At 33.7% G+C, this 12640-nt stretch carries 15 protein-coding genes; 4 read left to right on the top strand and 11 right to left on the bottom strand.

What is annotated here, in order from left to right; all coding sequences use genetic code 11:
* Complete coding sequence (locus ACYVEC_RS18270; protein ID WP_063222723.1) at positions 1–384, top strand: VOC family protein; 384 nt, start codon at positions 1–3, stop codon at positions 382–384.
* A gap of 44 nt (positions 385–428) precedes the next feature.
* On the opposite strand, the gene ACYVEC_RS18265 is transcribed toward ACYVEC_RS18270, so the two are convergent.
* Together ACYVEC_RS18265 and ACYVEC_RS18260 are read right to left on the bottom strand one after the other, a co-directional pair.
* Entirely contained in the window at positions 429–1067 is a 639-nt protein-coding gene (locus ACYVEC_RS18265) for a hydrolase (RefSeq protein WP_063222722.1), read from the bottom strand.
* A 29-nt stretch (positions 1068–1096) separates the two neighbouring features.
* Complete coding sequence (locus ACYVEC_RS18260) at positions 1097–2083, bottom strand: quinone oxidoreductase family protein (RefSeq protein WP_063222721.1); 987 nt, start codon at positions 2081–2083, stop codon at positions 1097–1099.
* Positions 2084–2287: 204 nt separating this feature from the next.
* Between ACYVEC_RS18260 and ACYVEC_RS18255 the strand changes: the two genes are divergently transcribed.
* Complete coding sequence (locus tag ACYVEC_RS18255; protein WP_063222720.1) at positions 2288–2866, top strand: sigma-70 family RNA polymerase sigma factor; 579 nt, start codon at positions 2288–2290, stop codon at positions 2864–2866.
* Positions 2863–3543 (top strand): DUF3600 domain-containing protein, encoded by a 681-nt coding sequence (locus tag ACYVEC_RS18250; protein ID WP_098555915.1) that lies wholly within the window; start codon positions 2863–2865, stop codon positions 3541–3543. The genes ACYVEC_RS18255 and ACYVEC_RS18250 overlap by 4 nt, the downstream gene beginning before the upstream one ends.
* A 54-nt stretch (positions 3544–3597) precedes the next feature.
* Here ACYVEC_RS18250 and ACYVEC_RS18245 read toward each other — a convergent pair whose 3' ends face one another.
* The 4 genes from ACYVEC_RS18245 to ACYVEC_RS18230 all read right to left on the bottom strand — a co-directional run bounded on the left by ACYVEC_RS18245 (position 3598) and on the right by ACYVEC_RS18230 (position 5795).
* The gene (locus ACYVEC_RS18245; protein ID WP_063222718.1) at positions 3598–3843 is read right to left on the bottom strand and encodes a hypothetical protein; all 246 of its coding nucleotides are present in this window, start codon (positions 3841–3843) and stop codon (positions 3598–3600) included.
* Between the two features lie 153 nt (positions 3844–3996).
* Positions 3997–4431 carry a hypothetical protein gene (locus tag ACYVEC_RS18240; protein ID WP_098555917.1) on the bottom strand — a complete coding sequence of 145 codons (435 nt, stop codon included), beginning with the start codon at positions 4429–4431 and terminating at the stop codon, positions 3997–3999.
* 85 nt (positions 4432–4516) lie between these two features.
* The gene (locus ACYVEC_RS18235; protein WP_098555918.1) at positions 4517–5488 is read right to left on the bottom strand and encodes an MBL fold metallo-hydrolase; all 972 of its coding nucleotides are present in this window, start codon (positions 5486–5488) and stop codon (positions 4517–4519) included.
* A 97-nt stretch (positions 5489–5585) separates the two neighbouring features.
* The gene (locus ACYVEC_RS18230; RefSeq protein ID WP_063222715.1) at positions 5586–5795 is read right to left on the bottom strand and encodes a DUF3925 family protein; all 210 of its coding nucleotides are present in this window, start codon (positions 5793–5795) and stop codon (positions 5586–5588) included.
* A 224-nt stretch (positions 5796–6019) separates the two neighbouring features.
* Here ACYVEC_RS18230 and bsaA point away from each other — a divergent pair, with 224 nt between their 5' ends.
* Positions 6020–6502: a glutathione peroxidase gene (gene bsaA, locus ACYVEC_RS18225; protein ID WP_063222714.1), complete on the top strand. Its 483-nt coding sequence runs from the start codon at positions 6020–6022 to the stop codon at positions 6500–6502.
* A gap of 84 nt (positions 6503–6586) precedes the next feature.
* Here the strand turns inward: bsaA and ACYVEC_RS18220 are convergent, their stop codons facing one another.
* The 5 genes from ACYVEC_RS18220 to ACYVEC_RS18200 all read right to left on the bottom strand — a co-directional run bounded on the left by ACYVEC_RS18220 (position 6587) and on the right by ACYVEC_RS18200 (position 12344).
* The gene (locus ACYVEC_RS18220) at positions 6587–8815 is read right to left on the bottom strand and encodes a transglutaminase TgpA family protein (protein ID WP_063222713.1); all 2229 of its coding nucleotides are present in this window, start codon (positions 8813–8815) and stop codon (positions 6587–6589) included.
* Entirely contained in the window at positions 8812–10026 is a 1215-nt protein-coding gene (locus tag ACYVEC_RS18215) for a DUF58 domain-containing protein (protein ID WP_098555921.1), read from the bottom strand. Before ACYVEC_RS18215 ends, ACYVEC_RS18220 begins: the two co-directional genes overlap by 4 nt.
* Entirely contained in the window at positions 10026–10988 is a 963-nt protein-coding gene (locus ACYVEC_RS18210) for an AAA family ATPase (protein WP_098555923.1), read from the bottom strand. The genes ACYVEC_RS18215 and ACYVEC_RS18210 overlap by 1 nt, the downstream gene beginning before the upstream one ends.
* A 412-nt stretch (positions 10989–11400) precedes the next feature.
* Positions 11401–11727 (bottom strand): hypothetical protein, encoded by a 327-nt coding sequence (locus ACYVEC_RS18205; protein ID WP_063222711.1) that lies wholly within the window; start codon positions 11725–11727, stop codon positions 11401–11403.
* A gap of 116 nt (positions 11728–11843) precedes the next feature.
* The gene (locus ACYVEC_RS18200) at positions 11844–12344 is read right to left on the bottom strand and encodes a hypothetical protein (protein WP_063222710.1); all 501 of its coding nucleotides are present in this window, start codon (positions 12342–12344) and stop codon (positions 11844–11846) included.
* Positions 12345–12640: the final 296 nt, after the last annotated feature.

The raw sequence follows: 12640 nt of genomic DNA, 5'->3' as shown, positions 1-12640 counted from the left end.
ATGATCCATAAAGTTGGACAAATTATGCTGTATGTAAATAATCAAGATGAGGCAGTAAATTTTTGGACTGAAAAGGTAGGGTTTCATGTAGTTGCAAAGGAAGATAACAAACAAGGAATGAGATGGATTGAAATTGCTCCAACTAAAGATGCAGAAACGAGTATCATACTACATAATAAAGAAGTGATTTCGAAAATGAGCCCAGAATTGAATCTTGGTACACCGTCTTTAATGTTTTTCACAGAAAGTCTTGATCAATTATATATAGATTTAACAAATAAAAATGTTACTGTTGGCGAAATGGTAACTATGCCCTCTGGTAAAGTATTTAATTTTGCTGATAGTGAAGGGAATTATTTCGCGGTTATGGAAAAGAACCAATAATAATATTGCTTTGTGAAAATCCCCCTCAAACATATTGAAAGGGATTACATGTTTGAGGGGGATTTTTCATTAGAGAGTTGATTAATAAAAAATACGCCTTTTTCAATAGCTGTCTCAATATAACCGGCAATTTGATTAAACGTAAACACCTGTAATTCTTCATGCAGATGTTGCTCGGGATACAACATATCTTCAAAAAGATACTTTCGAAAAGCTAAAACGTTTTCTTTAGAAACCTCTTCAATATCTACAATGTGAGCTTCTTGATTAAAAAGAGAGAAAAGATGTTGTTCTTTATCGTAATGATGAAGTAACTTTGCATTTAACAATTTAAAATCGTTATAGTACATAGGTGCGATTGTTTCGTCGGTCTCTATCCTATTTTTTAGCCAAGGTAGAAAAAAGCCGCTTAGCCAATTATCATCGGCAATGAGATGGGTGTAATAACCTAAGAGAAAAGGGGAATCCATATGAATTTTATATTTTTGAAAAAAAGAATTGAAATCTATCCTTCTCGTATAGTTTTTCGTCGTACCAGCGTAAAAGTGTGAAGTTCCTTTTTCTTCTGCTGAATGAACCGCATCAGGGGCTACCCCTCCAAGTATGAAAGATGTTTTATCTTGAATACATAGTTTTTCGGCAATACCATTAGCGATAATAACATGCATAATTCGTGATCCCATGAATGACACCTCGGTTTCAAGTATTCATTTCAGGAAGAGGACTGAGCAGTTAGTATTACTTTCCCTGTACTTTTTCTACTTTCGACCCATTCATGTGCTTTCCCTGCATCTTGGAGTGGAAAAGATTTTGTAGCCTTGATTTGCAAACGTCCGTCACGCAAATAACGGAATACTTCATTTGCAGTTTCTTGGAGTAGTTCAGGACGTTTTTTTCGTGTAGTTCCAAAGCTAAAACCGAGTATAGAGCGGCAACTTGCGTGTAAATCTTTCGTTTGGAAATTGCCAATTTCACCACTAGCATTACCGAAATGAACGAGGCGACCGTAATAAGCAAGACATTTTAAACTTCTTTCCGAAACAGTTCCAGAAATAGAGTCTAAAATGATATTTACGCCTTCTCCATTTGTCAGCTCATTGACTTTCTCTACAAAATCTTCATCTTGATGATAAATAACATAATCAGCTCCAGCATCTAAAGCAATTTCTTTTTTTGCTTCACTTCCGACAGTACCTATAACTGTTCCAGCCCCTAATAGTTTTGCAAGTTGAATAGCTGTAGTACCAATTCCGCCAGCAGCCGCATGAATGAGTACAGATTCACCTTGTTGAAGCCTTGCTACATTTGCGAGTAAATTATAGCTTGTGAAAGATACGATAGGGCATGATGCTGCAGTTTGAAAATCGACTTCATCAGGTAAAGCAAAAGTAAGGTTTTCGTTTGCGACAACGTATTCTGCGTAAGAGCCATTTTGAGGAAATGCAATGACACGCTGTCCAGGATAAATCTTTTTCACATGAGAACCGACACGTTCTACAATACCAGCGGCATCTATCCCTGGAATAAAGGGAAATGCTTTATTTCCTTTTTTGCCATATCGTGATTTAACATCGGCGAAATTAACACTCGTAGCAACAACACGAATTAAAACTTGATTTTCTGAAATAACCGGCATATCCACATCTGTATATTGCATCACTTCAGGACTACCGAACGACGTTACAACGATAGCTTTCATCATGTATCCTCCTAAATTTAACTATATAAATCATTTTAAAGCGTCATTAGAAATTGGAAAATTATATAATAGTTATGCAAGGTTATAAGTGAAGCTTATGAACTTATTGAATCATCATATTAATTTATATAAAAATTTTAAAAAAATCGAACGAATTATGAATTACTTGCCAATATAAAGTGTAAGACAAAGGAGGGATGGTATATGAAGGGTGAAACAACGTATACAGATTTAATCCAATTAACTTTATCAGGAAATAAAGAAGCGTATAGTGAGTTGTATGATGTGACGATTCAAGAAGTTTATAAAACAGCACATTTTTTGATTGAAGATAAAACGGATGTAGATGATGTCGTTCAAGAAATATACATACAGCTATATGAATCGCTTCGTAAGTATGATAGCGAGAAGCCATTTCGTCCTTGGCTAATTGGACTTGCGATTAAACAAATTCACTCTTATAGAAGAAAGAGGTGGATGCGACTACGAATTGTAAAAAAAGCAGAAGAGCAAAGAAAACCAGTACAAATTGATTTTTCTAATGATCTTATAAGTAAAATATCAAACCAAAAACTAATCGAACTTATTCATAAATTACCGTATAAATTGAAACAAGTTATTATTTTAAGATACTTACACGATTACTCTCAAGAAGAAGTAGCACAAATATTACATATTCCAATTGGTACTGTGAAATCTAGAATTCACGCAGCATTAAAAAAACTACGTCAAAAAGAGCAAATAGAGGAAATCTTTTTAGGAGAGGTAGGGAATGTGAAATGAGTTTAGATTGTAGAGTTCGAGAATCTATACAAGAAGAAGCCAAGAGGATTGTTGCCCCGCCGGAGTTGAAAGAAAAAGTAATCGTTCAAATAAAAATGAATCGTGGTGGAAGTAAGAGGAAGAAACGCCTTATCGCAGGAGTACTTGCAGCAGCTCTTTTAATCCCGACGACTGGTTTTGCGTATCAATCTATTATGGCGGATGGTATATACGGATCTTTTGAGAATTTAAAAAAACATGCCGGAGCGATGACATTAGAAGCGTATATGCGTTTTAGTGCAAAATTATCAGAAGCGAAAGATGAAATGGGAGCGAAAGAATATGAAGAGTTTACAAAAGAATTAAAAAAATTAACAAATGCAAAGCTTGAGTACGGAGATTCGAACGGTAATATTGATTATGATCAATTATCATCAGAAAAAAGAGAAGAAATGAAAAAGGTAAGTATGGGCCTTCAACCATACTTTGATAAATTAAATGGTCATAAATCTAGTAAAGAAATATTAACACAAGAAGAGTTTGATCGCTATATGGAAGCTTTAATGACACATGAAATAGTACGAGTGCAGACAAAATCAACTGGTGGAATGAAAATAGAAGAAGTACCTGAGGCGTACAAAGAAAGATTTATTAAAGCGGAGCAGTTTATGGAGTATGTAGATGAAAAGGTGAGATAAGTAAAAAAGCTCATAGCTATAGCTGTGAGCTTTCTGTATTGAAACGGAAACATATTAACCACCTATTCCTTTTGCTAGCAATAGGAAATATGCAACTACTAGTATTATTCCATTTAATACTGTACCAACTATTGCGAATAACCAATTCTTTGACGCTATCGCAAAAATAATTCCGAGTAATGAGAGAATACCTAGTATCGAAATAACTAAAGTTAAATTTGCATTAGGCCCTCTTAGAATAAAGAAAGAACATATGCTTGCGAGAAACATTAGACACGAGAATCCAAAAAATCTATACATAATAATTCTCCCTTGATTGAAATGTCTTTTGACTTAGTGCAAGATTTACTTTAGTTTAACATAAATTTCCTTTTATCGTGTATAGCGACTTTTACAAGTAATATTGCATTTATAAATAAACCGCTGAAACCAATGACATTTAAGTATTGGTCATCAATTATATTTTTTAATAGTTGCATTGTCCTTTTGTATAAAACAATCTAATAGTGAGTAACCAGCTATTAAACTAATAATCGTAACAAAAGTTGTATTTATAAGAATAATATTAGCTAAATAAGGTAAGTACGAACCAACTGGTGAAAAGAGTAGAGCTGGAGAAAAGGAAATGAATAGCGTAGGCAACGTAATAGCGATAAACTTATCCGGTTGAAAGTTCCAGATTTGTTTACTCGTTTCGCGATTAATGGATTGAAGGAATCGTAATAAAATGCCAACGATAAGAGGGAAGAGTGTAAAGTAGAATAATCTTGGATATACGTTAAAGTTCACCTGCGCATCTGTATCTAAATAAAATTGAATTTTCACTCCGACAAATAATAATAAGACGATAAATAATGTGAAGCAGAGGTATAGCATCACTTTTTGCACTATATTCCACCATCCTTTACTAAAAATATATTCAAAGAAAAAAGAGATATACAATAACGACTGTTGTATATCTCTTTTTTTACTGCTAATTAATAGTGGAATTTGTTTTTTCTAGCTTAGTGAAATAATCAATAATGCCCATCGCGCTAATTTCTATATCTAGATGTAAAATGTTATAAACGGAATGATCTGATGGGACGTTTAATTTTGTAAGATGAGAAGAGATTTTATCCATCAATAATGTTTGTAATGCTTTAGTAGCCTCATCGAAATCATTATATTTTTCAAAGACCTCTTTACCAGTATGAACGAAAATAGGTAACCAATGTTCTAGTTGGTTATATACTTCTGTAACATTGGACGATGCGCCGTAATGGCCGAAATAAATAGTATCTACATTCATACTTTGAATATGATTTTTAGAAGCAATCATCGCATCTGGTTGGAATTGTGAAGGGGACGTTGATGGTAGATACAGTTCTACACCAAGGTCTGCAAGTTCTCTATAATAAATTCCAATTGTATCGCCAGTAAAAATGCCGTTTGTTAATGAATCGTGAATGCTAATATGGTGCTTCGCATGTCCCGGTGTATCATAAAATGTAAGGATGCGGTCTTCTGCAATTTTTAACGTATCACCATGTTGTACAATATGAACACGTTCTTCTTCAATTGGAAGAATTGGGTCAAAAAGTTTATCGAAATCTTCTTTGTACACAGCTTTTGCACCTAAAATAAGTTTTGTTGGATCAATCATATGACGAGCCCCGCGCGAATGTACATATAAAGTAGCGTTTGGACACTTTTCCATCATTAGCCCAGCTGCGCCGGCGTGATCTAAATGAACATGTGTAACGATAATGTTTTTAACATCATTTAAATCAATATGTAATTGTTGTAAGCCGTCTAAAATATAGGGAAGAGAAGGGGCTGCACAAGTTTCAATTAAAGTAATATCGTCACCTAATAAAACGTACGTACCTGTTCGTTCATTATGTTGTAAATCAAAATCATCAATAAGATATAGGTGAGAAGATAATTGCTCTACTTTTTTCATCTTTACCACTCCTTATATACGATATATAACTATTATACGCTAAAAATACAAAAAGGCAGAAAACGAAAGCTTCGTCTTCTGCCTTTTTGTAATGTTGTTAATTCGTTTGTTCTTTATTGATAGACATAACGAACAGTCCAACAATGCCGCCAACTAATGGAAGCATAATCTCTCCTGCTAAATTAAAGTAGGAGCTTAAGAATAAACCATTTACATCGATTACCCAGCCAATAACATACAATAACATCATATATAGTACGAAATAAAACTCGCGATTTGAAATCGTTTCATGTTGTGCAGTTTTCATAATGAACACCATCCTTTTCTATAATAATAGAATATAAACTGTCACATTTTGTTCACATTTCAATTGTAAAACTTTCCATCATAAAAGTCTAGTAGTTTGTGTCGAATTTTCGAACAGAAATAAAGCGCTGTCATTTTAGCGTGTAAGTACGTAATAAGAGCTGTATATTTACGAATGTAGTATAGTATAAACATAGAATGATAGTGTAGAGAGGGGTAGGAGCAATGACAGTTTATGATTTTTCTGCTAATACGATAACAGGAGAAGATAAATCGTTAAAAGATTACGAGGGAAAAGCGCTTCTTATTGTAAATGTGGCTAGTAAATGCGGGTTTACACCGCAATATAAAGGATTACAAGAAGTATATGATAAATATAAAGACCGAGGATTAGAAATACTCGGTTTCCCTTGTAACCAATTCGGAGGACAAGAACCAGGAACAGAAGCAGACATTACAAGCTTTTGTGAATTAAACTACGGTGTAAACTTCCCTATGTTTGCAAAGATTGATGTAAAAGGTGATAAGGCTCATCCTTTGTATACATACATGACAGAACAAGCACCAGGTTTACTCGGTATGAAATCAGTAAAATGGAACTTTACAAAATTTCTAATTGGAAAAGACGGAAAAGTAATAGGACGTTTTGCACCGCAAACGAAGCCTGTGGATTTAGAGGGTGAGATTGAGAAGGTACTTGGGGAATAACTAGGATTTTCACTTTATTTAAAAAACGCCTCAAAGAACAATGTAGTTCTTTGAGGCGTTTTCTTTAAACTCACATTATAAAGATTAAATCACTGTATTGAATTCAGTTGATTTAGGCGGAGAAGCTGCTTTTTTCATAAGCACTTCCCATAAGTGTACGGATTTCTTCCATTCGGATGCGGCCTGTCCTTTTTGATACATAGCATTCTCATAACTGAAAGTAAGTTGTTGCATATCAGTCGAGTTGTAAAGTGTATCGATATGGAGAGCATATTCTCGGAATGTTTGACTTTCTCCTCGTCGTATACCAATTCTCGCAAATTGTTTTAAAAGTGCATCGTAAGCTTTTGTATAAACGGCATCGTCTTTTCGATATTTATAGAAAAGAATAATAAAAAATGTAATCCACTTCATTCTAGTGGTGAAGAGAGTGTATCCTATAATACAAATCGGTATCGTAGAGATGAATACGTACCACCAAGAAAATCCATTTTTAGAATTTGGAATCTTTTTAGTAGAAGATTCTTCTGTATCTTCTATTAAACTTTTGAGCTTTGCTTCATTGTTTCGTTGTTGTATTGGTTCGTTATTAGAATTATATGCTTCGTTATTTTGTAAAGTAGGAGCAGGAGTATTATTTGTAAAATTATAGGGATTGGTAAATCCTTTTGTTGGTTCGAATGGAATCCATCCGTATCCTGGGAAATATACTTCGACCCAAGAGTGTGCGTTATCGTTCGCGATTTTATAAACATCTTCACCTTCTGCACCAACAAGTGTATTATCCAGAGTTCCTTCTGTATAACCTTTTACCCAGCGAGCAGGAATCCCGGCAGAACGAAGTAACACAATCATAGATGTCGAAAAATTATTACAGTAGCCGCTTTTTGTATCGAAAAGGAATTGATCAACATAATCTTGGTTTTTGGCAGGGAATGAGACATTCGCTGTTTCATATACAAAAGAATGGTCGGTGAAATAGTTTTCAATAGCTAATACTTTATCATATCGATTGACTTTATCATTTGTTAGATTAACAGCTAAGTCCCTTACTCGCTCTGGTAATGATTCGGGAAGTTGGGTGTACTTTGTCATAAAATAAGGACTTGTTTCATGACCTTCATTTGTTTTTACAGCTTTCAAGTTTTCTATGGAAAACTCCGGGATTTCATATGTTACTTTATATGAATTCAAAGTAGTAGAAGAGTCTCCGTCCATCGTATAGATTTTTTCTGAAAATGGGTCAACATTGTATGATACATCAGAAGAAGCTTCAACTGATACTAATCCTGCTGGATAGGTAAGGTGAGGGTAACTTTTTTGCATGGTGATTGTTGCCTTAGTTGTCTCCTTTTTTGTATTTTGTTCGTACCAGCTCACGACGTCGTTTTTATTTTTAAAAGAAACCTTCTTTTGATTTTCAGAAACTTCCCAGCCTTTTCCGGTATAAAAATCTTTCGTTTCTACTCTCCAATATTGTTTGTTTTGCGCTTGTGCTGTGAAAACAATTGTAGGATCCGCCTTAAAAGGACCACCTAATTTTGAGTCATCTAAACCATATCCGATTTTAGAAAATTCTTGCTTTTTACTTGCTTCAGATGTGTTGAATTTTAAAAAATCTATTGGGTTTGGCCATTGAGGGCCAAATTTTGGAGCAAAGTATGCGATGGTTGCTGACAATACAATAAATATTGTAAGAGGTCTAAGTAATTTTGAGATTTCTCTAGCATAATTTTGTAAGTGTTCACTCTCTTTTATTCGTTCTATGTGAAGAAGACTAAGCATAAAAAAGCCGCTGACAATAGTACGAATAATGGCGTAGTTTGCATTGTATAAATGTAAGTTATGAAAAATTATGATATAAGTAATAGTCAATATAAGAAATAACAATCCACGCTTTTTATGAATTATCCAAAAAGAGATGAAAGCACCCAAAAACCAAAATGATAGAAAAAATAAAACTGTTGGAAAAACAGGAGAAATATCTAGCAAATTCCCTTGGAAAAACAGGGAGGAATTTCGAGAAATATCAGTGAAAAAATTCGTTAGCCAAGATGGATTTATAAAAGAATTTTTATAATACAGGAAATGAGTGATGAATAACATCGTAACGATTTTTATTGGAATCTGCCATCTTGCTTGAAAAAAAGAGAGAGTGAAGCAAATTCCTATAAATATTACAAAAATATCTAATCTACCTACGTTTGTAATACCTATAAGGGGTCTTAGCCATTCTAGTAAAAGTAGAAATGCACATACATGCATGAAGAATCTACTCATATCCCATTTGTATTTTGTTTGTAATGTTGTCATTTGCTCACCTCAAAAACCACATTTGTATATCGGTTTTCATAAACCACATTTACAAATATTTTTCGTTTTTGTAGAGTTTCTAAAATACTTAGTTCTCGATGTGAGAGTTGATTCGGTTTTTCTTTCACGACAAAAACTAGTAATTTTCTATTTTGTATAGCGGCATAGTCAGCCGTTTTTTGAATATCAGGAGAAAGATCGCTTGTCACAAGTAGTATCGTTACGGGCTCATAAACTTTTTTTAATTCCATCTCTACACTCCGAGAGAGCGGGAATACACTGTCTGCTTGTACTTTCGCTAAATGACAAAAGATTTGTTGCAACTGGCTATCTCCATTGTCTAAAGGGAAAAAAGTACGTTCTTTTCCGACAGACACGAATGACGCTGGTGAATTTTGCTTCAAGACAGCCCTCACAATAGAGGCAGTAAACGTTACGACTGATTCAAAAAGAGGAGACTCGGTTCTGTCCATGAATATCATAATATTATGGCTGCGCTGTTGCTCAAATTCTTTCGTCATAATGTTGTTCGTTCGTGCAGTTGCTTTCCAATCAATCCATGAAAAGCGGTCACCAGGTTTATATTCTCTGACACCGACAGAGACTGTAGAGTTTTTTGCTAAATTGAGATTTGCAGAAAGCGCTCCTTGTTCGAAATGATTTTCCAATTGTCGATATGTTATATCTACATACTGCGGATAGACTAAATATGTATCTGGAACTGACAAAGTTACTTCTTTCTCCATCATGCCGAATAAATCGCCAGTTTTGATACGTACGCTTGAAAAAGTGTGTTCTCCTCTAGGGATTGTGTCAATAACATATTGAAAAGAAATATTTCGTTTTAATCCCGGAAAAAGTATTGCCTTATTCAACTTTGTTTGTCTACAACTTGTAAAGTGTGGTGGCAGTTCATCTTCTATAACTAAATAAAGTAAAGGGAAAGGAAATTTTCTTTTTATTGTAATGGTGCTTACAAATGGTTCTCCAGCTACATAATCGTTTTGATTTGTTATTCTTTTTACTTCAGCGCCCCGTAAAGCGTAGAAGGGAAGTAATAGTAAATAAAGGCCGATAGGAATCATACTGTAAAACAGAAACCAACTTACAAATCCTCCTTGAAGCATAGCGTATATAAATGTTAAGACTAGGCATAAAGGGATTAGTAATAACTTCGTAACGTGATATAGTGCTCGTAGCATGCGTTTCATCAAAGGTTCATCGTCCTTTGAGTCGGCACGGCAGTTCGTGCAACGATTTTTGAAATAACTTGTTCTCCTGTAATTCCTTCAAATTTTGCTTCCATTTTTAGAATAAGTCTGTGAGCTAACACGTAAGGAGCTAAAAATTTAACATCGTCTGGAATAACATAATTTCTACCATGGATGAATGCATAAGCCTGTGAAGCTTTCATTAAAGCAATTGAGCCACGTGGACTTGCGCCTAGTTGTATAGAACTATAAGAACGAGTCTGACTAACAAGCTTTACAATGTAATGCTTGATTGCTTTGTCCATACTTACTTCCCGTACGCTTTGTTGTAAATAAAGTAATTCTTCTATTGTAGTAATGGCCTGTAATTGAGAGAGTGGATTTGTTTTTTCCATCCGGTTTAAAATTTCAAATTCTTCTTCTGGTGTAGGATATCCCATTTTTAGTTTCAATAAGAATCGATCGAGCTGAGCTTCTGGTAGAGAGTATGTTCCTTCATATTCGACCGGATTTTGTGTAGCCATTACAAAGAACGGCTTTGGTAACGCTCTAGTAATACCATCGATTGTGATATTGCCTTCTTCCATACATTCAAGTAAAGCAGATTGTGTCTTAGGAGATGTACGATTAATTTCATCAGCAAGTACAAAGTTCCCCATAATTGGTCCAGGCTTAAATTCAAATTGGAGCTCTTTTGGATTATAAATAGAAACACCTGTGACATCTGACGGCAGTAAATCAGGTGTGAATTGAATTCGCTTGTAATCAGCATCAATGGATTTAGAAAGAGTACGTGCTAGCATTGTTTTCCCGACACCGGGAACATCTTCTAATAGTACATGACCTTCAGCTAAGAGAGCTGTCAAAGCTAAGATCGTTTCTTTTCGTTTTCCGACCATTAACTTTTCAATATTGTTAATTATTTTTTCTATAATGGGATGTAATGAATCAAGCTGTGGCATAGAAATCCTCCTAATTGTATTATCGTTTTTAATTTATTTAGTGGAAAATAGAACGTGTCCCTCTATTTGCGAGTAGTAAACTTTTACCTTTAATTCTGAGAATATTCAGATTATTTATTTCGATTACATCTAGTATAATTGTTTCCGTAACTAAGGGCAATATGGTAAATAATGATTTGTAGTTTTATGTAAAATATGTATTGATATAAACTAGTATTGTCAGTAAAACATAGAGGAGGGGAAGGAAAGAGTGACCTCAATGTGGAAAATAAATTGCGTAGGAAACCCTACGCGTAAAGTTTTGAAAATCTATTAATACGCCTTGTGATTAAAATGTATATGAATAAAAAATATAGTTGACTTCATGTGGAGGCTAGCCACTTAAATTATTACAATACTTTATTTTCCTCTTTTATAATACTTTTCGTTTATCTAACCAAATATGAATTAATTCTACTAATTCTATTGTTTCAATCTCACAATATTCTCCTTTACCGTCTTCGGCTAAATTGTCTAACACAGTAGTTGTATCGTTCCGAATTTCTAAACCGCAAATGTTGCCATTTACTACTACATAATTTTTTTCTCCGTTCAAAACACTATGTATTTCTTCTAAAATCCAATCTCCAAAAGCTGAAACTTCAATTCCTAAAAAAGTTTCAACAAGTTTAATTTCTTGAGGAAGTCTCATAACTAAATCTCTACTGTTAAGTACTTCAAAACTATATGGATATTTCATGACTATTTTACTCCTTTATTTCTGGCTTGAGTGACTCTATTTACTTCTCCATTAATCTCATAAGCTCTATTAAGGTAATAAGTTCTTATACTATCATCACTCTTTTCCTACTTAAATTATAGTAAAAGTAGATTGTTATTAAACTTATCTATCCAATATTTCTCTGCTGTAGGAATGAATTTAGTGAAATCTTCATATGTACCAATCCAATCTTTTGGTACATAGTTTTCGTATGATGCCGGTTCTGGAAACATTGAATATAGTATTTTATTATCAAAGTTAATTAATAAGACTGGACTAAAATCTAATAGATCTTCTCCTGCATGTTTACTTTTAATATTTTCAAGTAATAAATAAGTTAATTCCTCTTTAGTTACATTATATTTATTGATTCTTAGTAAAAATACTTCTACATTTTCATTATTTAATACTTGTATTCCATTTCTTTCTCCCGGTTCCTCATTATCTTCAATACTTACACCTAAATTTTTATATGCATTACCTAATTTAATATAATCTAAAAACCATAGTTCTTTATCTGTTACATACCATTTAAACTCATTTTTATATATAACGGCTACTATAATGTTTTCTGCATAAAGCGGTTCTAATAGCATAATATCCTCCTTTTATTATTATCTTAAAATTCCGTTATTTTTGGTGCATTCTTCTATTCATTCAATCCAAGTTGCTAACAATTCATATGGATTTCCTGGCGTTTTTTGTTCAACTATTTTCAGGATAGTTGCCCTTGGTATGGTGAATTTAAAGTATTGTATTTTCATTTGTTAATTCATCTAACGATTTAGGCATATCAAATTTAACAACTCCCAAATTACTTCCTCTATTATATGAAAAAATTTTGCATATCTGTACTTCATCTTAAACTTTGCTAGAAGCAAGGAAGTAATTT

The organism is Bacillus sp. MN7755 (assembly GCF_054771475.1).
The sequence above is the reverse complement of the archived record's forward strand: the minus strand, read 5'-3'. Positions and strand labels throughout refer to the sequence as shown.

Coding starts and splice junctions, on each gene's coding strand:
- ACYVEC_RS18270 (WP_063222723.1), top strand. CDS start 1: ATGATCCATAAAGTTGGACAAATTATGCTGTATGTAAATAATCAAGAT.
- ACYVEC_RS18265 (WP_063222722.1), bottom strand. CDS start 1,067: ATGGGATCACGAATTATGCATGTTATTATCGCTAATGGTATTGCCGAA.
- ACYVEC_RS18260 (WP_063222721.1), bottom strand. CDS start 2,083: ATGAAAGCTATCGTTGTAACGTCGTTCGGTAGTCCTGAAGTGATGCAA.
- ACYVEC_RS18255 (WP_063222720.1), top strand. CDS start 2,288: ATGAAGGGTGAAACAACGTATACAGATTTAATCCAATTAACTTTATCA.
- ACYVEC_RS18250 (WP_098555915.1), top strand. CDS start 2,863: ATGAGTTTAGATTGTAGAGTTCGAGAATCTATACAAGAAGAAGCCAAG.
- ACYVEC_RS18245 (WP_063222718.1), bottom strand. CDS start 3,843: ATGTATAGATTTTTTGGATTCTCGTGTCTAATGTTTCTCGCAAGCATA.
- ACYVEC_RS18235 (WP_098555918.1), bottom strand. CDS start 5,488: ATGAAAAAAGTAGAGCAATTATCTTCTCACCTATATCTTATTGATGAT.
- ACYVEC_RS18230 (WP_063222715.1), bottom strand. CDS start 5,795: ATGAAAACTGCACAACATGAAACGATTTCAAATCGCGAGTTTTATTTC.
- bsaA (WP_063222714.1), top strand. CDS start 6,020: ATGACAGTTTATGATTTTTCTGCTAATACGATAACAGGAGAAGATAAA.
- ACYVEC_RS18220 (WP_063222713.1), bottom strand. CDS start 8,815: ATGACAACATTACAAACAAAATACAAATGGGATATGAGTAGATTCTTC.
- ACYVEC_RS18215 (WP_098555921.1), bottom strand. CDS start 10,026: ATGAAACGCATGCTACGAGCACTATATCACGTTACGAAGTTATTACTA.
- ACYVEC_RS18210 (WP_098555923.1), bottom strand. CDS start 10,988: ATGCCACAGCTTGATTCATTACATCCCATTATAGAAAAAATAATTAAC.
- ACYVEC_RS18205 (WP_063222711.1), bottom strand. CDS start 11,727: ATGAAATATCCATATAGTTTTGAAGTACTTAACAGTAGAGATTTAGTT.
- ACYVEC_RS18200 (WP_063222710.1), bottom strand. CDS start 12,344: ATGCTATTAGAACCGCTTTATGCAGAAAACATTATAGTAGCCGTTATA.